Genomic DNA, 21,658 nt, shown 5'->3' on the forward strand with positions numbered 1-21,658 from the left:
CCGCGGCGTCGGCCTGGTTGATGAACAGGTCGCGGCAGTCGGGGTTGGTGTCGGCGTCGTAGGTGACGACCTTGATGTCGGCGTCGCGCGCCTCACCGATCGCGTCACACAGCGCGTCGGGGTCGTTGGCCGAGATCACCAGCGCGTCGCGGCCCTGCTGGGTCGCGGTGTTGATGTAGGTGACCTGACCGTCCGGGGAACCCTCGGCCGGGCCGACCTCCTCATAGCTGCCGCCGAACTCCTCGACCGCCTTCTTGCCACCCGCGTTCGAGGTGTCGAAGTAGGCGTTGCCCAGGTTCTTCGGGATGAACGTCACCGTGGTGCCGTCGCCCCCGCCGCTGCCACCGTCGGCGCTCGACGAGTCGTCGCCACCGCAAGCGGTCAGAGCCAGGCCGGCGACCAGGGTGAGCGCCGCGAGGCCGCCCAGTCGGTTCTGCATCTTCATGTCTGTCGTGATCCTTCTGTGGAGTGTGCCCGAGCTAGATGAGCCCGCGCCGTACGGCGCGGACGATGACCTGGATGTTGTGGTCGACGCCCCACTCCTGGCGGACCGCCTGGAGGCGCCGCCAGACGGTGGCCTCCGAGACGTTGGCCGCCGCGGCGGCCTCGGCCGTGGTGCCTCCGTCGGCCAGGGTGCGCAGGATCTGGAGCACCAGCTCGTCGACCACCGGCGACGGCGTCCGGTCGCGTCGTGCCACTGCTCTCCCTTCCTCGGATCTGGTTGTCGTCAGTCCTGGAACGATTCAAGGTCGGGAAGGAGTGTGGCAGGCGCCACAGATAATTGAAAGGCTTCAAGTCATCGTGAGGGGATCCTCGCAACTTGCTGCGAACCGCTAGGCAACGTCGGTCGCGCTATGAAACGGTTCACCGCACTGCGTGACGACCGTCACGCGATTTCGACGGGCACTGCGCGTCGGAACCTCGGGCCGAGCGGACTCGGGTCCGAGGTGTCGCAGGACATGTGCGCCGGCACGGCGTACGTAGCGAAAGGGCAATTGTGAGAAGGACGAGAGCATCAGGCGCGCTGGTCGCGCTGGGTCTGGCCGTCACGCTGGGACCGGCGGGCGCGGTCATTCCCCAGGCCGTGCTGGCGCCGGCCTCGGCGACGGTGGTCCAGGCACCGCTGGCGCAGGTCGCGGTCTCCGGGCTGGAGGTCAACCACCTCTTCGCGCCGCAGGGCATCGACGACTCCGCCCCGGTCTTCTGCTGGGGCATGGACTCCAACGTGGTCGGCGCGAAGCAGGTGAGCTACCGCATCGAGGTGGCGAAGGACCGGGCCTTCAGCAAGATCGCCTGGGACAGCGGCACGGTCGTCTCGGACGAGTCGACCGACATCACGTACGGCGCCTCGGGCGCGGCGGAGAAGCTGAAGCCGGAGACGGACTACTGGTGGCGGGTCACCATCGTCGACGACCGCGGAGTCGAGACGGTCTCGGACGTCTCCTCGTTCTCCACCGGCCTGATGAGCGGCAAGATCGGCGCCTGGGACGGCGCCCAGTGGATCGGCAGCACCAAGACCAAGCTGGACGCCGAGTCGACGTACATGTTCGACATCAACACCAAGTTCACCATCACCAGCGGTGACAACGTGTCGTTCATCCTCGGTGGCGACGACCCGCGCCTGTCGAGCGAGTTCCGCAACGTCTTCGGCGCGCCCGGCGGCGAGAACTTCATCCGCGCCGAGCTCGACCTGTCCGGCGTCACCGCCGACCCGGCGACCAACACCGGCGGCGTGCTGAACCTCTACCGCAAGGGCTACCACCGCACCGACGACGACAACGGCGACCCGAACACGCTGCCGTACAAGTCGGTCCGCCTGGTCGACAGCACCGCCGCCGCGGTCAAGACGCTCTTCACCCCGGCGAACAAGAACGCCGAGCACACCCTGCGCATCCAGGCCAACGCCAGCGCGATGACCTTCACTGTCGACAACGTGAACCTCACCGGCTTCACCGCCGCCACGATGACCGTCGGCGCCGGCCGCCCGGCCGCGGCCAACAACCTCAACGTGTCGCCGAACTCGACGATCAACGACGCCGGCGTGCACACCTTCGTGACCGGCAACAACTACAACACCTTCCCGCACCTCGGGAAGATCGGCTTCTCGGTGAAGAACGTCGGCGACGACGTCTCGCTCACCGACTACAAGCTCGTCGACATCGGCCAGAGCGCCAAGCGCACCCTGTTCGACTCGACCACCGGCGCGAACTACAGCATCTTCAGCTCGCTGCCGAACTCGGGCATCACGACGACCGGCAACACCATCCGCGTGCGTCCGACCGCCGCCGCCCAGCTGGGCCCGAAGTACGCCGACCCGACGTACGGCGCCCAGACCCACCTGCGCACGGAGTTCCGGGTCAGCCCGACCAAGGAGATCGCCCAGGCGAAGCTCTACGTCACCGCCCAGGGCGCCTACGAGATGTTCATCAACGGCGACCGGGTCAGCGACGACTACATGAACCCGGGCATGGCGACCTTCGCCAAGACGCTGAACTACAACACCTACGACGTGACGGACATGCTGTCCACCGGCACCAACGCCGTCGGCGCCCTGCTGGGCCCCGGCTTCTGGACCGGCAACATGACCTTCACGCCCGGCAACTACAACATGTTCGGCGACAGCGAGGCGCTGCTGGCGAAGATGGTCGTGACCTACGGCGACGGCACCAGCGAGACGATCCTCACCGACCCGTCGACCTGGAAGTCCTTCAACGACGGTCCGAACCGCTACGCCGACAACTTCCAGGGCGTGCGGTACGACGCCAGCAAGGAGCCGAACGTCGCGGGCTGGTCGACGACCGCCTACAAGAACGCGCTGCTCAGCAAGTGGTCGCCGGCCGAGGTCATCCCGCTCAAGGCGGGCCTGAACCCCGAGATCATCGCGCGCCAGGACCAGCCGGTCCACGAGGTCGAGCGGCTGACGGCCAAGCGGGTGCTGGAGACGCACAGCGCGGACGACACCACCTGGACCTACGACATGGGCGTCAACATGGTCGGCGTCCCGACCGTCACCATCCCCGCGGGCACCCTGCAGGCCGGTGACGAGGTCCTGTTCCGCTTCGCGGAGACGATCTACCCGGGCAACAGCGACTCGCCCAACACGACGTACCCGGGTGCGGACCCCCGCACCCCGACGCCGAAGCCGTACGCCGACCTCTACGGGCCGAGCGGCAGCTACCGTCCCGGGGTCGCCGGTCGGATCCTGACCGACACCTACCGGGCGGCGACGCCGCACGACGTCTACGTGGCCTCGGCCGCGGACGCGACGCGCGACGTGGTCATCACGCCGAACTTCACGTTCCGTGGCTACCAGTACATCGAGATCACCGTCCCGCGGCGCACCACCCCGCTGCCGCTGGAGAACGTCGACGGCATCGTCCTGTCGTCGATCGACCTGCCGGAGGGCACCTACACGGCGACCACCAGCGACGACAACTACACGGGCAAGCTGGCCAACCAGTTCTTCAAGAACGCCCAGCGCAGCCAGGTCGGCAACTTCTTCTCGCTGCCGACCGACTGCCCGCAGCGCAACGAGCGGATGGGCTGGACCGGCGACCTGCAGGCCTACGCCCGCTCCGCGACGTACAACTCGACCGACACCCAGGCGTTCCTGCGCCAGTGGCTGATCGCGCTCCGCGACGCCCAGGGCGTCAACGGCGGCATCGGCGACACCGTCCCGATCATCAGCCTCACCGGTGACCGTGGCACGAACTACCCGCAGTCCCCGACCTGGGAGGGTGCGGTCGCGCAGGCGCCGTGGCAGCTCTACACCCAGTACGGCGACACGCAGATCATCCGGGAGAACTTCCCGACGATCCGCAAGTGGCTGGACTCCTACCTCGCCAACGGCGGCGTGCTGAGCCCCGACTACCCGGGCCTCACGAGCCGGACGTCGGGCAACGCCGACCACATCAGCATGGACGCCAACACCCAGGCGCACATGGTCGGTCAGGCGATGTACCTGTACTACCTGGACATCTCCTCGCAGATGGCCGACATCATCGGGGAGACGGCGTACGCCGAGGTCCTGCGCGGTCGCTACACGCAGGGCGTCGACAGCTTCAACCGGCTCTACGTCGACCCGCAGACCGGCTTCACGCTGAACGCGACGCCCGGGGCCACCCTGGTGACCGGCCGGACCCTGCAGGACTCGCAGGCCTCCTACGCCACCCCGCTCGCGCTCGACCTGTTCAGCGACGAGATGACGGTCCAGGCCGGGCCCAACCAGGGCCTGACCTACAAGGAGTTCGCCACCAAGCGCCTCGCCGAGCTGATCGCCGACCCGGCCCAGAGCAACAACGGTGCGGGCCCCCTCGCGGGCACCGGCCTGTTCTCGGGCGGCCAGGCCAGCAACAAGCCGTACACGATCACGACCGGCTTCAACGCCACGCCGAACATCCTCCCGGCGCTGACGAAGAACGGCCAGATCGACACGGCGTACAAGCTGTTCAGCAACGACGACTTCGCCAGCTGGCTCTACCCGGTCACCCTGGGTGCGACGTCGATGTGGGAGCTGTGGAACTCCTACGAGCGCGGCTTCGCCCAGGGCGGCAACAGCCAGATGAACTCGCAGAACCACTTCGCCCTGGGTGCCTCGCAGGCCTGGATGTACGAGTACCAGCTCGGCATCACCTCGGCCGGCGAGAAGGGCTACCGGGACTTCATCCTGCAGCCCGTGCCCGGCGGCGAGTTCACCTCGGTCGAGGGCAGCATGGGTTCGACCTACGGTGAGATCGAGTCCGCCTGGAAGGCCACCGCCGGTGAGCTGACGTCGTACAGCACCACGGTGCCGGCCAACACGACGGCGACGCTCTACCTGCCGACGGACACCGCGGTGAGCGGCTTCCAGGCGATCCCGGGCGTGTCCTTCGTGGGCATGACCGAGCGCAACGGGCTCGACGTCGCCGAGTTCAAGCTCGGGGCCGGTGGTTACGAGTTCGACGTCGACGGCAGCACGGTGACCGCGACGCTCGACAGCGGGTACGCCGTCGACGAGCCCGCGGGCGACTCGACCGTCAAGGCGCCGGCGGTGTCCGGCACCTACGGCAAGGCCACCACCGTGGTCGCCACGGTCACGGGCTCGGCGCCGACCGGCACCGTGTCGGTCAAGGCCGGCACGCGGACCCTCGGCACCGCCAAGGTCGCGAACGGGGTCGCCCGGGTCGTCCTGGGGGCCACCGCGCTCCCGGCGGGTCGTCGTAGCCTCGCCCTGGCCTACAGCGGTGACGCCAAGAACGCGGCGTCCACCGGCTCGGTGACGGTCTCGATCCGCAAGGCGAGCACGAGGCTCGCGGTCTCGCTGGCCCCGAAGAAGCCGAAGGCCGGGACCCGGCCGAAGGTCAAGGTCACGGTCTCCGCGACCGGGGTCAAGGCGACCGGCGCGGTGCGGGTCGTCCTCCGGGGCAAGGTCATCGCCCGGGGCACGCTCAACGCCAACGGCAAGGTGACGGTCCGGCTGCCGAGGCAGGCCGCCGGCAAGCGCACCGTCCGCGTCGTCTACGTCGGTACGGCGAACCTCGCGCGCAGCAAGAAGGCGGTGACGCTCCGGGTCGCACGCCGCTGACCCAGCAGCAGCAACCAGGGAGGGTCCAGTCGCTCGGGCGGCTGGGCCCTCCCGCGTCATCTAGAGTTTCCGCGTGACCCAGCACTCGGCCCTCCGTGGGTGAGGAGTCCGACCGGCGCCCGCCGCGGATGGACGACGTGGCGAAGCGCGCAGGGGTCTCGGTCGGAACCGTCTCGCACGTCCTCAACCACCCGGAGCGGGTGGCGTCCCGCACGCTCGACCGGGTCAACCGCGCGATCGAGGAGCTGGGCTTCGTCCCGGACCGGCGGGCTCGCGCGCTGGCGGGCGGCAGCAGTGCCCTCATCGGGTTCGTCGTGCTGGACCTGACCAACTCCTACTTCGTGGACATGGCCCGCGGCGCGGAGGAGGAGGCCCAGCTGGCGGGGATGAACGTGGTGCTGGCCAACTCCGACCTGCAGGCCGCCAAGGAGCTGACCTACCTGCACCTCTTCGACGAGGAGCGGGTCGCCGGGATCCTGCTGACCCCGCTGGCCCGTCGGGACGAGCAGGCGTGGCGCTCCGCGGGCTGGCGCGGCGAGCTGGTCATCCTCAACACCGAGGCGGAGCCGGACCGCTGCAGCGTCGTACCGGACGACGAGCTCGGGGGCTACCTGGCCGCCCGGCACCTGATCGAGGTCGGCCGCCGCAACCTCGTGTTCGCGGGTGGGCTGTTCGGTCTCGCGCCCGTGGCCAACCGCCTGCGCGGCGCCGAGCGTGCGGTCGCCGAGACCAACGGGGCGGTCCGGATGTCGACCGTCGTGGCCGGCGGGCTCCGGCCCCACCACGGGCGGGAGATCGGCCGTGGCCTGGCGGAGCGGTCACCCGCCGACCGGCCGGACGGGGTGGTGGCCGCGGCCGACCTCCTCGCCCTGGGCATCGTGCAGTCGCTGGCGGGCGACCCGACGCTGCGGATCCCCGACGACCTCAGCGTCGTCGGCTATGACAACAACCAGGCGTCGTGGGAGAGCGAGATCCCGCTCACGACCGTCGCGCAGCCCGGCCACGCGATCGGCCAGACGGCCGCCCGGTTGCTGATCGACGAGATCCGCCATCCGGCGACGCACCTGCACCAGCACGTCCGCATCGACCCGCAGCTGATCGTGCGCGGCAGCAGCGTTCCCGCCTCGGGTCGCTAGAGGCCCAGCCGGCCGAGGGACCGCAGGACGAAGCCGGTGACCGCAGGGTTCGGGCGGAGCAGCGAGGTCGTGAGGCCCGGCCCGATCAGGTGGAGGCGACCGCTCGACCACAGGTCGGTTCCCGCGACGACGGGCTGCTCGCGGAGCTCCCTGGCCGTGGTCGCCCCCGTCGTCCCGACGAGGACGACGTCGATCCCGTCCAGCACGTCGAGGTGCTCCGGGCCGACGATCACGAGGCCGTCGGCGCTCCGGTTCCAGCGGCCGGTGGCGGCCAGGTCCGTCACCTGCGGCGCGAGGTCCAGGCCCAGGCGTCGGAGCAGCTGGTGGGACTGCGAGCCCGGGGTCGCGTCGAGGTAGGCCTGCCCGCCGCCGTACAGGCCGAGGGCGTACGTCGCTCCGGCGAGCTCCGGATGGTCGGCGGCGAACCGGTCCAGGTCGGCGTCGGAGTCCGCGATCAGGTCGAGCGCCTCGTCGTACCGGAAGAGGGCCTGGCCGATCATCCGGGCCACGTCGTCGCCACTGGTGGTGTCCGCATCGGTCGATGCAGCCGGTGCGAGGACGGGCGCGATCCGGGACAGCCGGTCGTAGGCGTCGAGGTAGGGACCGGTGGCCGAGACGGCGAGGATCAGGTCGGGTCGCGCGAGGGCGATCCGCTCGAGGTCGGGAAGGTCGTCGTCGAGCACAGCCACGTCGGGGCGCAGCGCCGGCGTCACCCCGGGCCAGTTCCCGTCCCGGCGGGTCGGATCGCGGACCGCCGCCACGATCGGCACGTCCAGGGCCGCGGCGACCTGGGTGTCGGTGGAACCGAGGGTCACCACGCGCCGTGGCGGTCGGGGCACGGTCGTCGTCCCGCGCGAGTGGCGGATGGTGACCGCCTCCCCGGGCGGGTCCTCCCTCGTCGCGCTGAGCGGCACGTCCGGGCTCTGCCCGGCGGTGCACCCGGCCGTGAGCAGCAGCGACACGAGCAGCCCGAGCGCGCCGGGGATGACCGACCTGACCCTCACCGGGTGATTGTCACCCCTGCCCGCCCGTCCATCGACCCGTCACTCGGTGACCGACGCGCCGCAGCACGAGGTCATTCAGTGACGGGTCAGCGTTGCGGGACTGCGCAGTGTCACCGGGTCCGCGGCTACGTCATCGGCGAGCGCGTGCGGGCCCTGGCGTCGGGGGCGATCTCGCAGCTCGTCGAGGCGTCGGACGAGCCCGCGGAGCCGCAGGCCGAGGAACGAGGGACCTGATCGTCAGCCGAGGTGGGTGCCGAGGAGGTCGAGGAGCCCGCGGCTGCCGACCTCGCGGTTCGGGCCGTCGGCCCAGTACCGGTCGAGGAAGACGCCGTGCTCGGCGTGAGTGAACCGGGTGCCCTGGTCGGTCGGGACGAACTCGAACGACGCGACCGACGTCGACATGTGGGTCCCGTCGAGCCACATGTCGTAGGTCGTGACGATGCGGACGTGCTTCACGATGTCGGTGTAGGTGGCCTCGTACCGCGAGACCGGACCGTCGTGGAACGCGCCCTCGGCGACGTCGCGTCCGCCGACGCGGAAGTCGAACGCCCACTCCCCGCGCACGAACGCGTCGGGGTCGCCGAACCAGGCCCGCTTCTGGTCCTCCTCGGCGAAGGCGCTCCAGACCCGCTCGACGGGTACGGCGTAGTCGCGGGTGAGGGTGAAGCCGGAGTGGGCGAGGCGGCGCTCGTCGGTCATGGGCCGGCTCCTAGCGAGTGAAGGTGACGTGGATCGTGCCGCTCTCGGCGACCTGGGTCGTCATGCGGTGGGTCTGCTCGAGCCCGCGCAGGTCCTCCCACACACGGTGGCCGCGATCGAGCACGACCGGCGCGATCGCGACGTGGAGGTCGTCGACGAGGCCCGCCCGCACGAACGCGCGAGCGGTGCCGATGCCGCCCCCGACCCGGACGTCGAGTCCCGCAGCGGCTGCGGTCGCCTCGGCGAGCACGTCCTCGACCGGAGCGTTGCGGAAGCGGAACGTCGTACCGCCCCGCATCTCGATATCGGGCCGCGGCGCGGTGCCGGTCAGGACGTAGACCGGGCAGCCGAACGGCGGCTCGTCGCCCCACCACCCCTTCCACTCGGGGTCGTCGGGGTGGGAGTGCAGGCCGAACATGGCGGCGCCCATGATCTCGGCGCCGACGCCGTCGAAGAACGCCGCGGCGTACGCGTCGTCGATGCCCGTGGTGCCGGCGCCGCTGGTGTCGCCGAAGACGCGCTCCCGCATGGTGCGGGTCGCGACGTACGCCGCGGTGAGCGGACCCCAGTCCTCTCCCATCGGGTTCTCGGCTCCGCCGCCGGCCGAGGTGCAGCCGTCGAGCGAGCTGAACAGGTCGATGCGGACGCGGGTCATGTCAGGTGTCCTTCGGTGCGGAGCGGGTGAGGTGGAGACCGAGTCGGTCGGCCTGCCGTTCGGCCGGCGTGCGCTGCTCGCCGAGCCACAGGTGCAGGACGTCGAGGGCGCCGGGTCGCAGGCTGACCGTCCGGACCCGGCCCTGCTTCTCCGACGTGACGACGCCGGCGTCCTCGAGGACCCGGAGGTGCTGCATCAGGGACGGCAGTGCCATGGCGAAGGGGGCGGCCAGCTCGGAGACGACGGCCGGCGACCTGGACAGCCGCTCCACGACGGCCCGACGCGTCGGGTCCGCCAGGGCGCGGAGGACGGCGTCCAGCTCGTCGCCATAGTTAGGCATATGCCTAACTATGGCGGGGTAGGTGATCGCTCGTCAAGCAGCGTCTCTGCCGATGAGTGTCGCCCACGTGAGTGCCGGGAGATCGACCGCCAGAGGCCGGCGACCCGGGCCGCCCCCCGGGGTCGCGGAGCAGCCGGAGCCGGCGCCGAGCGTCGGCGGAGGGCCGCGTGCCGCAGTCGGGGCCACGTACGGCCGGGTGGTGCCCCAGGCAGGAGTCGAACCTGCGACCTTTCGCTTAGGAGGCGGCTGCTCTATCCGCTGAGCTACTGGGGCGTGATCGGCGCCGGACATCCTGTCATGCCGCGGTTTTGACCTACTCGCCGGTCGCGCACACCATTTGTGATGCACCCGTAGGTTCGGGGGCGCGCCACCGCCCCATCCCTGGAGTTCCCGCATGCCCGAAGGCCCCACCGGCCCGCACGACCCGTCGGCCGTCCCGCCGGTGATCGGCGACCCCGAGACCCGAGCCGACGGCACGCGACGCGGCGGGGCCAGGCGGGGCAAGGCCCGCAAGCGGCACACGGTGGGCAAGGTGCTGCTCTCCACGATGGTCGTGCTCGGCATGGTGACCGGGCTGGGGACCGTGTGGCTCTACCGCGACCTCAACCACAACCTCGACGTCGTCGACGTGGCCGACCAGCTGTACGACGTGCCGGACAAGCCGGAGTCGACCGAGCCGCAGGAGCCGCTCAACATCCTCGTGATGGGCTCCGACGACCGCGACGGCAGCGGCAACAACATCGACGGCCTGACCGGGTCCGGACAGCGCTCCGACACGACGCTGCTGTTCCACCTGTCGGGGGACCGGAAATCGGCGTACGGCGTCAGCATCCCACGCGACTCGCTGGTGACCCGGCCCGACTGCATCGGCGACGACGGCGAGACCATCGAGGGCGCCGACAACGCGATGTGGAACGAGGCGTTCGCGGTGGGGGGACCCGCGTGCACGATCCAGCAGTTCCAGACCCTCACCGACATCAAGGTCGACCACTTCGTCGTCGTCGACTTCGCGGGGTTCAAGGACATGGTCGACGCCATCGACGGCGTCCCGGTCTGCATCCCCGAGGACATCTCCGACCCGGCCCACGACATCGACATCAAGGCCGGCACGCGCGAGCTGCGGGGCAAGGAGGCGCTCAACTACGTGCGCGCCCGCTACACCCTCGGCGACGGCTCCGACATCGGTCGGGTCAAGCGCCAGCAGGCGTTCATCGCGGCGATGGCCAACAAGGTCGTCTCCGGCGGCGTACTGGCCCGCCCCGACCGGCTGATCGGCTTCCTGCGCGCGGCGACCAAGTCGCTGACGGTCGACCCGGGCCTCGACAACTTCGTCAAGATCAGCAAGGTCGGCCTGGGGTTCAAGGACATCGGGCTCTCGCGGGTCCGCTTCATCACGATCCCGTGGGCCTACGACACCCGCGAGGAGTACCGCGGCCGCGTCGTGTGGACCGAGGACGCCGAGCGGGTCTGGAACCGGGTCCTCAACGACAAGCCGATGTCCCGCAACCTCGACTCGGGCACCCTGGACGCCGCCAACCTGCCCGGCTCGCCGACCACCTCCGGGAGTCCGACGGACTCGGAGAGCCCGTCGGGCGACGCGAGCCCCAGCGACGACCCCAGCGCCAGCATCGGGACGGGCGACTCGGAGCGCGACGAGGCGCAGCGCGAGACGCTCGAGGCCGCGGGGCTGTGCACGTGACCACCCCCGAGGCCGACTGGGAGCGCAAGCGGCGGCTGGCCGAGGTCTTCGGAGACGCGCTGCCCGCCACGACCACGGACGAGCGGGACGACGAGAGCCCCCGCGACCGGGCCGACGCCGGCGACGCGTGGCTGCGCGCGCAGGTGCCGCCCCACCACGGGTCGAGCTGAGGGCGCCGGAGAGTTTCATCGGCTAGCCGATGAAACTCACCCCGGGACGACAAAGGTTCATCGTCCAGGCGTGAGTTTTATCGGCTAGCCGATAAAACTCACCGCGGTGGCCCGGATCAGCTGAGCGGCTGGTCCGACGTGCTGGTCGTCTTGCCCTGCTGGGTGGCGAGCAGGTCACGGATCTCCTGGAGGAGCTTGATGTCCTCTGGGGTGCCGGGAGGCGGGCTCGGGAAGAACCGCTCCTTGGCCTTGGTGTAGGGCAGCACGACGAAGAAGTACACGACGGCGGCCAGCACGAGGAACGAGATCAGGGCGTTCAGGAAGAACCCGAGGTCGCCCTCCTTGACGTTCTTGAAGGTGTCCTCGGTCGCCGGGATCTGTCCCATGAGCCAGGCCGTGAACGCAGTGACGACGGCGCCGAACGCCGTACCGATGATGACCGCGACGGCAAGGTCGACGAGGTTGCCGCGCAGGATGAAGTTCTTGAAGCCGCCGAGCATGGAGGACTCCCTGGGTTCCGGGGGATCGGTCCCTTGGAGGCTAGTCCCCGAACGCGTAGGTGAGGAACAGCCGCACCGCGGCGTCGGCGATGAGCGGTACGTCGGCCGGCCGCGCGCCGACGACGACCAGACGGCCCCCAAGCCCGGTGCCGCCGGTCTCGGCGGTGCCGGCCGGCAGCGCCAGGACAGGTACGGCGGCCGCCACCAGCTGGGGCTCGCCACCCTGCGGGTCGGCCGCGACCAGGTCGACCACGTCGCCGACCCGGAGCAGCCCGGCCATGCCGGCGTCGGGCAGGCGCACCGGCAGGGCGACCCGGCCGGGGTGCCCGGCGGCCAGGCCCGGGCCGACCAGCCGGACGTCGGTGACCGGCTCGCCGCGCCGCAGCGGGGAGGCGAGGACCCGGCCGACGGCGTCATCGGCCAGTTCGTCGGGAGCGGTGCCCGGGGCGAAGGCCGCGGTCGTCAGGTCCCCGGGCGAGAGCGCGACCCCGGCGGGCACGTCGCGCGCAGCGACTGTGACCGCGACGGTCGCGGGCGGCGGCTCGGCCGCGGCTCGGAGCCCGGCCGCCACGGCGACCGCGGCGAGCAGGGCGGCGAGCAGTCGTCGGCGCGCGAGCACGGCGCGACGTACGGCGCTCAGTGCCCGGGTCGGACGGGCGGCGGCGGGGGAGTCAGGGAGCATCCCCCGACGCTAGGAGGGATCGGCGGGCGCTGCCCGCGTCCTCCACAGGCGCCTGGGCGCCGGGTCAGTCTCGACACGCGGGTCACGGCTTCGCACGCTCAGCCGTGCCGCTCGCTCGACCACCAATCGACGAGTCCGCTGGCGCGTCCCCGTCAGTCTCGACACGCGGGTCACGGCTTCGCACGCTCAGCCGTGCCGCTCGCTCGACCACCAATCGACGAGTCCGCTGGCGCGTCCTCGTCAGTCCGAGGACTTCGCGGCGGGCTTGGCGGCCGGGGCGGCGGGCTTGCTCTCGGACTTCGACTCGCTCTTGGTCTCGGTCTTCGTCTCGGTCTTGGTGCCCGAGCCCGCGTCGGACGACGTCGACGAGCCGCGGCTGTCGGTGCGGTAGAAGCCCGAGCCCTTGAAGACGACGCCGACCGCGTTGAAGACCTTGCGCAGCCGGCCCGAGCACTCCGGGCACTCGGTCAGCGAGTCGTCGGTGAACTTCTGGACCTGCTCGAAGGCGTGACCGCACTCGGTGCAGGCGTACTGGTAGGTGGGCATCGTGGCTCCGTGCTGAGAGTGGTGCTGAAGCGGCTTTGGCACTCGACTGGTGCGAGTGCCAAGGATACGGCACCGGCAGAATGACCGGGCGATGACCGACCCCACACCAGACTCCGTCTCACCCCGCACCGTCCTGCGTCGGGGGTGGGCCGCCTATCGAGGGTGGCCCGGCGCCGCGCGGCTGACGTCGTACGGCGTGGTCGGGCTGGTGGTCGTGCTGGTCGCGGGCCTGGTGACCGTGGTGACCCTCGCGCGCCGGCCGCTGCCCCAGGACGAAGGGCGGGCGACGGTCGCGGGCCTCGAGGGCGAGGTCGAGGTGGTGCGCGACGAGCACGGCATCCCGCAGCTGTACGGCGACTCGCTGACCGACCTGGTCCGCGCCCAGGGCTACGTGCACGCGCAGGAGCGGTTCTTCGAGATGGACGTGCGCCGGCACGCGACGGCCGGCCGGCTGGCGGAGATGTTCGGCGAGGACGCCGTCGAGAGCGACTCCTACGTCCGCACGATGGGCTGGCGGCGGGTCGCCGAGCAGGAGCTGGCGCTGGTGCGCCCCGACACCCGCGCCGCGCTGCAGGCGTACGCCGAGGGGGTCAATGCCTACCTCGACGAGCATTCGCCGAGCGAGATCGCGGTCGAGTACACCGTGCTCAACGTCGGCGGCCTCGACTACACCCCCGAGGACTGGACGCCGGTCGACTCGCTGGCCTGGCTGAAGGCGATGGCCTGGGACCTGCGCGGCAACATGCAGGACGAGATCGACCGGGTGCTGGTCCGCTCGGCCGTGGGGCCGGAGCGGATGCGGGCGCTCTATCCGTCGTACCCCTTCGACGAGCACGAGCCGATCGTCGGGCAGGGCACCGTGGTCGACGGCGTCTTCGAGCAGGACGCCAGCACCGGCGGCACCCGCAACCCGCTCCGTCCTGCCTGGACGGCGGACCAGCGCGCGGCGCTGCGCGAGGTCGGCGCGGGTCTGGGCCGGATGCCGGACCTGCTCGGCGAGGGCGACGGGATCGGCAGCAACAGCTGGGTCGTGTCCGGCGACCGCACCGCGACCGGCGCCCCCCTGCTCGCCAACGACCCGCACCTGGGCGTCGGGATGCCGGGGGTGTGGACCCAGATGGGCCTGCACTGCCGACGGGTCTCCGAGGACTGCCCGCTCGACGTCGCCGGCTTCACCTTCTCCGGTGTCCCGGGCGTGATCATCGGCCACAACGCCGACATCGCCTGGGGCTTCACCAACCTGGCCCCCGACGTCACCGACCTCTACCTGGAGCAGGTCCGCGGCGACGAGTGGAGGTCCGACGGCGCCTGGCGCCCGCTGCGCACCCGCATCGAGACCATCGAGGTCGCCGACGGCGAGGACGTCGAGCTGACGGTCCGCTCGACCCGCCACGGCCCGATCCTCTCCGACGTCGCCGACGAGCTCGCCGACGTGGGGGAGCGGGCGCGCGAGGACCGCGAGTTCGCGGTCGCGCTCTCCTGGACGGCGCTGGAGCCCGCGCCGACCGCCGACGCCATCCTCGACCTCAACCTGGCCACCGACTGGGACTCGTTCCGGGCGGCGCTCTCGTCGTTCGCGGCGCCCTCCCAGAACGTCGTGTACGCCGACCGCGAGGGCCACATCGGCTACCAAGCGCCCGGTCGGGTGCCGATCCGCAAGTCCGGCAACGACGGGACCATGCCATCGGCGGGCTGGCGACCCGAGAACGACTGGACCGGCGAGGTCGTCCCGTACGACGGGCTGCCCAACGTGCTCGACCCGGACGAGGGCTTCGTGGTCGCCGCCAACCAGGCGGTGATCGGGGACGACTACCCCTACCGGCTCACCGACGACTGGGACCACGGCTGGCGCTCCCAGCGGATCCGCGACGTGCTGTCCGCCGCCGACCGAGTGGACGTCGACGCGATGCTCGACCTGCAGCTCGACGATCGGCACCCGTTCGCGCCGCTGCTGACGCCGTACCTCCTCGACGTGGCGCTGCCGCACGGCTACTGGTCCGGCGGGCAGGACCTGCTCCGCGACTGGGACTTCGACCAGTCCGCGGACAGCGGCGCGGCGGCGTACTACAACGTCGTCTGGCGCACCCTGCTGGCCCGGACCTTCCACGACGAGCTGCCGGAGGACCAGTGGCCCGACGGCGGTCAGCGCTGGTACGCCGTGGTCGCCGCGCTGCTGGAGGAGCCGGACGACCCGTGGTGGGACGACACGACCACCGCCGACGTCGTCGAGGACCGCGACACGATCCTGGAGCAGGTGCAGCGCGAGGCCCGCGACGAGCTGACCCGACGGCAGTCCCGCGACCCCGCCGGCTGGACCTGGGGCCACCTGCACCGCCTGGAGCTGCGCTCGCCGACCCTGGGCGAGTCCGGCATCGGCCCGGTCGAGCGGCTGGTCAACCGCGGGGGCTGGGAGGTCGGCGGCGGCAGCAGCACCGTCGACGCCTCCGCCTGGGACGCGGCGGAGGGCTACGAGGTGACCTCGGCCCCGTCGATGCGGATGGTCGTCTCGCTCGACGACCTCGACGCCTCCCGCTGGATCAACCTCACCGGCGTCTCGGGTCACCCGGCCAGCGACCACTACACCGACCAGACCGACCTCTGGGCCCGCGGCGAGTCCCTGCCCTGGGCGTTCTCGTCCGCCGCCGTCGAGGAGTCCTCGGCCCACGTCCTCACCCTGGTGCCGGGCTCGTCGGTCGAGTAGCGACCTCGTTCGTCGGTCGAGCAGTGAGCTCGTTCGTCGGTCGAGCAGTGAGCTCGTTCGTCGGTCGAGTAGCGAGCTCGTTCGTCGGTCGAGTAGCGAGCGCAGCGAGCGTATCGAGACCCCCCCCGGTGGTCTCGACACGTCCGCTCGTTCCTCGCGGCCACTCGACCAGCGAGGCAGGGCGAGCACTCAGAAGCGGACGATCCCGGACGGCGAAGCGGCGGCGGTGACGGCGCGGTCGTGCGGCTCGACGGGAACCTCGACGCCGACCTCGTCGTCGTTCAGCAGCACGCAGGTGAACGTGCCGACGGGCACGCGGGCGAGGGCCCGGTCGTAGGAGCCGCCGCCGCGGCCGAGGCGCATGCCGGTGGGGGAGACCGCCAGCCCCGGGACCAGGACGACGTCGGCGGTGGCGACCGCGTCGACGCCGAGCCGGTCGACCGGCTCCAGCAGGCCGCGGCGGGCCGGGGCGAGCGAGGTGTCGCCGCGGTAGGTCCCCCAGTCGAGGTCGCCGTCGGGCAGCAGCACGGGCAGCACCACCCGGCGGCCGGCGTCGGCCAGCGCGCGCAGCAGCAGGCCGGTGCCGGGCTCGGTGCCGATCGAGACGTACGCCGCCACGGTGGCGGCCCGTCGTACCTCCGGTGCGGCGAGCAGGTGCTCCGCCGTACGACGGGCGCCCTCGCCGACGTCGAGCAGCGGGCGCCGGCCGCGCGCGGTCAGCAGCCGGTCGCGCAGGGCCAGCTTCTGGGCAGTGACGGGGCTCACGCCTCGATCATTTCGCGGAGGTTTGCCGATGGACCACCCCGCGAGCCTACGATCGGTGGCATGGGTAGCCCTGGCTTGCACGCCGCTCGCGCCAAGATGGAGGCCGAGGGCGTCGACCCCGTCGCCGTCGACACGTTCGCGCACTACTTCCGCCTCCTGGAGCACGGCGAGACGGGGATGATCCCGGAGTCGACGATCGAGCCGGTCGACATCGAGGCGCTGGCCGACGTCGAGGTGTCCGACGAGTCGGCCGCCGCGGCGATCCGCACCACCGCGGTGATCAAGCTCAACGGCGGCCTCGGCACGTCGATGGGCATGGACCGGGCGAAGTCGCTGCTGTGCGTGCGCCGCGGCCTGAACTTCCTCGACATCATCGCCCGCCAGGTCCTCCACCTGCGCCAGCAGTACGACGCGACGCTGCCGCTGATCTTCATGAACTCGTTCCGCACCTCCGGCGACACCATGGCCGCGCTCGCCCGGTACGACGCGCTGCCGGTCGCCGGCCTGCCGCTGGAGTTCCTGCAGAACAAGGAGCCCAAGCTGCTGAAGAAGGACCTCTCGCCGGTCAGCTGGCCCAAGGACCCCGACCTGGAGTGGTGTCCGCCCGGGCACGGCGACCTCTACACCGCGCTGCGCGGCACCGGCCTGCTCGACCAGCTGATCGCGGCCGGCTACGAGCGGGTGCTGGTCTCGAACTCCGACAACCTGGGGGCCGTGCCGGACGCGCGCGTCGCCGGATGGTTCGCCTCGACCGGGGCGCCGTTCGCGATCGAGGCGGTCCGCCGTACCCCCTCGGACAAGAAGGGCGGGCACTTCGCCCGCCGCAAGAGCGACGGCCGGCTGGTGCTCCGCGAGACCGCGCAGACGCTCGACGAGGACAAGGACGCGCTCGCCGACCTCGAGCGGCACCGCTTCTGCTCCACCAACAACCTGTGGATCGACCTCGCCGCGCTGAAGACCGTCCTGGACCAGCGCGACGGCATCCTCGGCCTGCCCCTGATTCGCAACGTCAAGAACGTCGACCCGGGCGACAAGACCTCGCCCGAGGTGATCCAGGTCGAGACCGCCATGGGCGCGGCGATAGAGGTCTTCGAGGGCTCCACGCTGATCGAGGTCACCCGCGAGCGGTTCGTGCCGGTGAAGACCACCAACGACCTGCTCGTGCTTCGCTCCGACGTCTACGACATCGGCCAGGACTTCGTGCTCGACCAGGCCGCCGACGAGATCCCCTACGTCGACCTCGACACCGACCACTACAAGCTGGTCGGCGAGTTCGACAAGCGCTTCCCGGAGGGTGCGCCGTCGCTGCGGAAGGCGACGTCGCTGACCGTCGAGGGCGACTGGACCTTCTGCCGCGGCGTCCGGGTCGTCGGCGAGGTCTCGCTCGAGTCGTCGTCGGCCCAGCGGGTCGGTGCCGACACCGTGCTCTCCGATGCCTGAGGGCGCCCCGGACACCGTCGAGCAGCACCTCGACCGGGTGCTGCGTGACCTGGAGCCGCTGCCGGTCTTCCCGCAGCCGCTGATGGACACCCTCGGCCTGGCCTGCGCGGAGGACATCACGGCCGCCGTGGCGCTGCCGTCCTTCGACAACTCCGCGATGGACGGGTACGCCGTCGTCGCGGCCGACGTCGCCTCCGCCTCCGACGAGTTCCCCGTGCACCTGCCCGTGGTCGGCGAGATCGGCGCCGGCAACGCCCAGCTGCTCGCGCTGGCCCCGGGCACGGCGGCCAAGATCATGACCGGGGCCCCGGTCCCGACGGGCGCCGACGCGATCGTCCCCTACGAGTGGACCGACCGCGGCGTCGCCCAGGTCAGCATCCGTCAGGCCCCGCAGCCCGGCCAGCACGTCCGGCCCGCCGGCGAGGACGTCGCGATCGGCGACCTGGTGGTCGAGCGCGGCACCGTCCTCGGTCCGCGCCACCTCGGCCTGCTCGCCTCGATCGGCCGGGCGACCGTGCGCTCGCGGCCGCGACCCCGCGTGGTGATCCTGTCGACCGGCTCGGAGCTGCGCGAGCCCGGCGTACCCCTCGGGCACGACTCGATCTACGACGGCAACTCGTTCCTGCTCGCGGCCGCGGCCCGGCGCGCGGGCGCGATCGCCTACCGGGTCGGCATCCTCCCGGACCAGCCCGAGGCGTTCCTGACCGCGCTCGACGACCAACTGGTCCGCGCCGACGTCGTGGTCACCTCCGGCGGCGTCTCGCAGGGCGACTTCGACGTGGTCAAGGAGGCGCTGGCGCCGAAGGGCGTGTGGTTCGGGCCGGTCGCCATGCAGCCCGGCAAGCCGCAGGGCTTCGGCTTCGTGGGGGAGGACAACACCCCGATCTTCACGCTGCCCGGCAACCCGGTGTCGTCGTACATCTCCTTCCAGCTGTTCGTGCTCCCCGCGCTGCGCAAGATGATGGGGATGACCCCGTGGTCGCGGCCCGTCGTACCCGCCCGGCTGACGCACGCGGTCACCTCGCCGCCCGGTCGGCGGCAGTACCTCCGCGGCGAGTACGTCGTCGACGGCGGCACCGTCACCGTCTCGCCGGTCGGCGGCCCGGGCTCGCACCTGGTCGGCGACCTGGCCTCGTCGAACGCGCTGGTGGTGATCCCGGAGGAGACGACGGCGATCCCGGCGGGCACCCTGGTCGACGTACTGCCCCTGGACCTGGACTACTGATGAGCGACCACCTGACCCACGTCGACGAGTCGGGCGCCGCGCGGATGGTCGACGTGTCCGCCAAGGACGTCACCACGCGTACGGCGACCGCCTCGGGCCGGGTGCTGGTCGCGCCTCGCGTCGTCGAGCTGCTCCGCGGCGACGGCGTGCCGAAGGGCGACGCGCTCGGCGTGGCCCGGGTCGCCGGGATCATGGCCGCCAAGCGGACCCCCGACCTGGTGCCGCTGTGCCACCCGCTCGCCATCTCCGGCGTCACGGTCGACCTGGTCGTCACCGACGCCTCGGTCGACATCACCGCCACCGTCCGCACGACCGACCGCACCGGCGTCGAGATGGAGGCGCTGACCGCGGTGTCGGTCGCCGCGCTCACGGTCGTCGACATGGTCAAGGCCGTCGACAAGGGCGCGGTCATCACCGACGTGCGGGTCGAGACCAAGACCGGCGGCAAGTCCGGCGACTGGGCGCGCGGATGAGCCTCCCCGCGGCCGTCGTCGTCGCCTCCAACCGCGCCGCGGCCGGCGTGTACGACGACGAGACCGGCCCGCTGATCGTCGACGCGCTGCGCGGCCTCGGCTTCACCGTCGACGCGGCGGCCGTCGTACCGGACGGGGAGCCGGTGGGGGCCGCGATCTCGGCCGCGATCGTCGCCGGCGCGCGCCTGGTGCTCACCACCGGCGGCACCGGTCTGACGCCCACCGACCGCACCCCCGAGGTCACTCGCCCGCTGCTCGACCGCGAGGTTCCCGGCATCGCCGAGGCGATCCGGGCGTACGGCGTCGCGCAGGGCGTCCCGTCGGCCGCGCTCTCGCGCGGGCTGGCGGGCGTGGCCGGCTCCTGCCTCGTCGTGAACCTCCCCGGCTCCCGGGGCGGGGTCAAGGACGGGCTCGCCGTGCTGGCGCCGATCGTGGTGCACGCGGTCGAGCAGGTCGTCGGGAGCGACCACTGACCGGCGGCTGGCCGGTGACGCTCCGGTCCGGGGACGTCACCGTGCGACCGCTGCGGGCCCGCGACCAGCGGGCCTGGCGCGAGGCCCGGCAGCGCAACGCGGCCTGGCTGGTGCCGTGGGACGCGACCGTCCCGCCGAACGCGGGCGTGCGGCCGAGCACCTTCCGCGGGCTGGTGCGCCGGATGCGGCGCCAGGCCCGGCAGGGGACGACGTACCCCTTCGCCGTTGAGGTCGACGGCCGCTTCGCCGGCCAGGTGACGGTCACCAACATCGCCCGCGGCTCCGCGCAGTTCGGCTCGGTCGGCTACTGGATCGACCGGCAGTACGCCGGCCGCGGCGCGATCCCGCGCGCGGTCGCGCTGGTCGTGGACCACTGCTTCACCGCGGCCGGGCTGCACCGGGTCGAGATCGCGATCCGCCCGGAGAACTCGAACTCGCTGCGGGTGGTCGAGAAGCTGGGCATCCACGAGGTCGGCTACGCGCCCCGCTACCTGCACATCGACGGCGAGTGGCGCGACCACCGGATCTATGCGGTGACCCGCGAGGAGGTCCCGCACGGACTGCTGGCCCGGCTCGAGTCACACGAGTAACACAAGTCTTCTCGCGACACACGGGTAGACATCCGCCCCACCGTGTGCGGGTGAACCTACGCTCCTGTCCGTGGACTGGAGCGCGCTCATCTTCGTGGCACTGGCCGTGGCGTGGGCGGCCTACCTCATCCCCGTCGCCATCAGGTCGCACGACGACGCGGTGCGCAGCCGCTCCGTCGAGCGGTTCTCGAACCGGATGCGGGTGCTCGCCCGCCGTGAGCCCGTGGGCAGCAAGACCGCCCGCCTGGTCGTCACGCCGGGGCGTCCCGCGTCGACCGCGGTCGTCGTCACCAAGCCGTCGGCCGCCGACGAGCCGGCCTCGGAGCCCGCTCCGGTGGCTGAGGCGCCGGCGCCCGCTCCCGTCGAGCTGACGCCCGCCCAGCGCCGTGCGCGCCGCGAGGCAGCCCGGCGCGCGACCAAGCGGCGCCGCAACGTCCTGGCCGTGCTGCTGGTGGCCAACGCCGTCGTCGCGCTGCTGGCGGGCCTGAACGTCTTCTCCTGGTGGTGGACCGCCGCGCCTGGTGGCCTGCTGGTCGCCTGGCTGGTGCTCTGCCGGGTGATGGTCAAGGGCGAGCAGGCCGCGCTCGCTCCGCGAGCGAGTGTCCCGGCCGCCCCGGCTGCTCCGGCGGCTCCCGAGGCCTCCGAGGAGGGCGAGGAGCAGGTCGTCGGCGAGGTCACCGAGGAGATCTCGGTCGTCACCGAGGACGGCGACACCGCCGTGCGGATCGTCTCCGAGGTCCGCCTCGACCCGACCCTGTGGGACCCGGTCCCGGTCACGCTGCCGACGTACGTCTCCAAGCCGGCGGCGGCTCGCCGTACCGTCCGGACGATCGAGCTCGACGACACCGGCGTATGGTCCTCCGGCCACGCCGCCGGCGACAGCCAGCTCGCCCGTGAGGCGGAGCAGGCCGACCGGGCCGAGAAGGCCCAGCGCTCCGACGGAGACGACCGGGCCGTCGGGTCCTGATTGGGAAGCACCCGGAGTCGGGTGCTAACG

General features: G+C 71.7%; 21 protein-coding genes and 1 tRNA gene. 11 read left to right on the plus strand and 11 right to left on the minus strand.

Annotated elements, in window-relative coordinates; genetic code table 11:
• Both BLT76_RS20735 and BLT76_RS20740 read right to left on the minus strand, forming a co-directional pair.
• Positions 1–445 (minus strand): substrate-binding domain-containing protein (locus tag BLT76_RS20735; RefSeq protein WP_139175740.1); only part of this gene is annotated, 445 nt, incomplete at its 3' end.
• A 34-nt stretch (positions 446–479) separates the two neighbouring features.
• Complete coding sequence (locus BLT76_RS20740; RefSeq protein WP_090860219.1) at positions 480–698, minus strand: LysR family transcriptional regulator; 219 nt, start codon at positions 696–698, stop codon at positions 480–482.
• Between the two features lie 299 nt (positions 699–997).
• On the opposite strand from BLT76_RS20740, the gene BLT76_RS20745 reads away from it, so the two are divergent.
• Positions 998–5,563, plus strand: coding sequence for a family 78 glycoside hydrolase catalytic domain (locus BLT76_RS20745; protein ID WP_139175744.1), 4,566 nt, complete (start codon positions 998–1,000; stop codon positions 5,561–5,563).
• 137 nt (positions 5,564–5,700) lie between these two features.
• On the plus strand, positions 5,701–6,699 hold the full coding sequence (locus BLT76_RS20750; protein ID WP_179714439.1) for a LacI family DNA-binding transcriptional regulator: 999 nt from the start codon (positions 5,701–5,703) through the stop codon (positions 6,697–6,699).
• Here the strand turns inward: BLT76_RS20750 and BLT76_RS20755 are convergent.
• From BLT76_RS20755 to BLT76_RS20775, 5 genes are all read right to left on the minus strand, one after another.
• Positions 6,696–7,703, minus strand: coding sequence for an ABC transporter substrate-binding protein (locus BLT76_RS20755; RefSeq protein WP_090860222.1), 1,008 nt, complete (start codon positions 7,701–7,703; stop codon positions 6,696–6,698). The genes BLT76_RS20750 and BLT76_RS20755 overlap by 4 nt on opposite strands.
• Before the next feature lie 237 nt (positions 7,704–7,940).
• On the minus strand, positions 7,941–8,402 hold the full coding sequence (locus BLT76_RS20760; protein WP_090860223.1) for an SRPBCC domain-containing protein: 462 nt from the start codon (positions 8,400–8,402) through the stop codon (positions 7,941–7,943).
• Between the two features lie 10 nt (positions 8,403–8,412).
• A complete protein-coding gene (locus tag BLT76_RS20765) occupies positions 8,413–9,057 on the minus strand; it encodes a dihydrofolate reductase family protein (RefSeq protein ID WP_090860224.1) in 645 nt (214 codons plus the stop codon).
• Between the two features lies 1 nt (position 9,058).
• Positions 9,059–9,397, minus strand: coding sequence for an ArsR/SmtB family transcription factor (locus tag BLT76_RS20770; protein ID WP_090860225.1), 339 nt, complete (start codon positions 9,395–9,397; stop codon positions 9,059–9,061).
• Positions 9,398–9,594: 197 nt separating this feature from the next.
• Positions 9,595–9,670: transfer RNA gene (locus BLT76_RS20775), tRNA-Arg, on the minus strand.
• Positions 9,671–9,791: 121 nt separating this feature from the next.
• Between BLT76_RS20775 and BLT76_RS20780 the strand changes: the two genes are divergently transcribed.
• Both BLT76_RS20780 and BLT76_RS25910 read left to right on the plus strand, forming a co-directional pair.
• Positions 9,792–11,096, plus strand: a complete 1,305-nt coding sequence (locus tag BLT76_RS20780; RefSeq protein ID WP_090860226.1) for an LCP family protein — start codon at positions 9,792–9,794, stop codon at positions 11,094–11,096.
• Positions 11,093–11,266, plus strand: coding sequence for a hypothetical protein (locus tag BLT76_RS25910; protein WP_170867182.1), 174 nt, complete (start codon positions 11,093–11,095; stop codon positions 11,264–11,266). The genes BLT76_RS20780 and BLT76_RS25910 overlap by 4 nt, the downstream gene beginning before the upstream one ends.
• Before the next feature lie 116 nt (positions 11,267–11,382).
• On the opposite strand, the gene BLT76_RS20790 is transcribed toward BLT76_RS25910, so the two are convergent.
• From BLT76_RS20790 to BLT76_RS20800, 3 genes are all read right to left on the minus strand, one after another.
• On the minus strand, positions 11,383–11,766 hold the full coding sequence (locus BLT76_RS20790; RefSeq protein WP_090860228.1) for an MscL family protein: 384 nt from the start codon (positions 11,764–11,766) through the stop codon (positions 11,383–11,385).
• A gap of 40 nt (positions 11,767–11,806) precedes the next feature.
• A complete protein-coding gene (locus tag BLT76_RS20795; RefSeq protein ID WP_090860229.1) occupies positions 11,807–12,448 on the minus strand; it encodes an SAF domain-containing protein in 642 nt (213 codons plus the stop codon).
• Positions 12,449–12,688: 240 nt separating this feature from the next.
• The gene (locus BLT76_RS20800) at positions 12,689–12,994 is read right to left on the minus strand and encodes an FmdB family zinc ribbon protein (protein ID WP_090860230.1); all 306 of its coding nucleotides are present in this window, start codon (positions 12,992–12,994) and stop codon (positions 12,689–12,691) included.
• A gap of 91 nt (positions 12,995–13,085) precedes the next feature.
• On the opposite strand from BLT76_RS20800, the gene BLT76_RS20805 reads away from it, so the two are divergent.
• Entirely contained in the window at positions 13,086–15,695 is a 2,610-nt protein-coding gene (locus BLT76_RS20805; protein ID WP_090860231.1) for a penicillin acylase family protein, read from the plus strand.
• A 189-nt stretch (positions 15,696–15,884) separates the two neighbouring features.
• Here BLT76_RS20805 and BLT76_RS20810 read toward each other — a convergent pair whose 3' ends face one another.
• Positions 15,885–16,460 (minus strand): 5-formyltetrahydrofolate cyclo-ligase, encoded by a 576-nt coding sequence (locus BLT76_RS20810; RefSeq protein ID WP_090860232.1) that lies wholly within the window; start codon positions 16,458–16,460, stop codon positions 15,885–15,887.
• A gap of 60 nt (positions 16,461–16,520) precedes the next feature.
• Between BLT76_RS20810 and BLT76_RS20815 the strand changes: the two genes are divergently transcribed.
• The 6 genes from BLT76_RS20815 to sepX all read left to right on the plus strand — a co-directional run bounded on the left by BLT76_RS20815 (position 16,521) and on the right by sepX (position 21,628).
• The gene (locus BLT76_RS20815) at positions 16,521–17,900 is read left to right on the plus strand and encodes a UTP--glucose-1-phosphate uridylyltransferase (protein ID WP_090860233.1); all 1,380 of its coding nucleotides are present in this window, start codon (positions 16,521–16,523) and stop codon (positions 17,898–17,900) included.
• The gene (gene glp / locus BLT76_RS20820) at positions 17,893–19,125 is read left to right on the plus strand and encodes a molybdotransferase-like divisome protein Glp (RefSeq protein WP_090860234.1); all 1,233 of its coding nucleotides are present in this window, start codon (positions 17,893–17,895) and stop codon (positions 19,123–19,125) included. Before BLT76_RS20815 ends, glp begins: the two co-directional genes overlap by 8 nt.
• Positions 19,125–19,598, plus strand: a complete 474-nt coding sequence (gene moaC / locus BLT76_RS20825) for a cyclic pyranopterin monophosphate synthase MoaC (protein WP_090860235.1) — start codon at positions 19,125–19,127, stop codon at positions 19,596–19,598. Before glp ends, moaC begins: the two co-directional genes overlap by 1 nt.
• A complete protein-coding gene (locus BLT76_RS20830; protein ID WP_090860236.1) occupies positions 19,595–20,071 on the plus strand; it encodes a MogA/MoaB family molybdenum cofactor biosynthesis protein in 477 nt (158 codons plus the stop codon). Before moaC ends, BLT76_RS20830 begins: the two co-directional genes overlap by 4 nt.
• A gap of 14 nt (positions 20,072–20,085) precedes the next feature.
• Positions 20,086–20,661, plus strand: coding sequence for a GNAT family N-acetyltransferase (locus tag BLT76_RS20835; protein ID WP_244509510.1), 576 nt, complete (start codon positions 20,086–20,088; stop codon positions 20,659–20,661).
• A 70-nt stretch (positions 20,662–20,731) separates the two neighbouring features.
• Entirely contained in the window at positions 20,732–21,628 is an 897-nt protein-coding gene (gene sepX, locus BLT76_RS20840; RefSeq protein ID WP_090860238.1) for a divisome protein SepX/GlpR, read from the plus strand.
• Positions 21,629–21,658 lie beyond the last annotated feature (30 nt).

It is taken from the genome of Nocardioides lianchengensis (assembly GCF_900101465.1).
GTDB lineage: Bacteria > Actinomycetota > Actinomycetes > Propionibacteriales > Nocardioidaceae > Nocardioides > Nocardioides lianchengensis.

Bases quoted from the DNA above. Each gene is read 5' to 3' on its own strand.
- BLT76_RS20805 (WP_090860231.1), top strand. From the start codon at position 13,086: ATGACCGACCCCACACCAGACTCCGTCTCACCCCGCACCGTCCTGCGT.
- BLT76_RS20795 (WP_090860229.1), bottom strand. From the start codon at position 12,448: ATGCTCCCTGACTCCCCCGCCGCCGCCCGTCCGACCCGGGCACTGAGC.
- BLT76_RS20815 (WP_090860233.1), top strand. From the start codon at position 16,521: ATGGGTAGCCCTGGCTTGCACGCCGCTCGCGCCAAGATGGAGGCCGAG.
- glp (WP_090860234.1), top strand. From the start codon at position 17,893: ATGCCTGAGGGCGCCCCGGACACCGTCGAGCAGCACCTCGACCGGGTG.
- BLT76_RS20765 (WP_090860224.1), bottom strand. From the start codon at position 9,057: ATGACCCGCGTCCGCATCGACCTGTTCAGCTCGCTCGACGGCTGCACC.
- BLT76_RS20800 (WP_090860230.1), bottom strand. From the start codon at position 12,994: ATGCCCACCTACCAGTACGCCTGCACCGAGTGCGGTCACGCCTTCGAG.
- BLT76_RS20790 (WP_090860228.1), bottom strand. From the start codon at position 11,766: ATGCTCGGCGGCTTCAAGAACTTCATCCTGCGCGGCAACCTCGTCGAC.
- BLT76_RS20760 (WP_090860223.1), bottom strand. From the start codon at position 8,402: ATGACCGACGAGCGCCGCCTCGCCCACTCCGGCTTCACCCTCACCCGC.
- moaC (WP_090860235.1), top strand. From the start codon at position 19,125: ATGAGCGACCACCTGACCCACGTCGACGAGTCGGGCGCCGCGCGGATG.
- BLT76_RS20780 (WP_090860226.1), top strand. From the start codon at position 9,792: ATGCCCGAAGGCCCCACCGGCCCGCACGACCCGTCGGCCGTCCCGCCG.
- BLT76_RS20830 (WP_090860236.1), top strand. From the start codon at position 19,595: ATGAGCCTCCCCGCGGCCGTCGTCGTCGCCTCCAACCGCGCCGCGGCC.
- BLT76_RS20770 (WP_090860225.1), bottom strand. From the start codon at position 9,397: ATGCCTAACTATGGCGACGAGCTGGACGCCGTCCTCCGCGCCCTGGCG.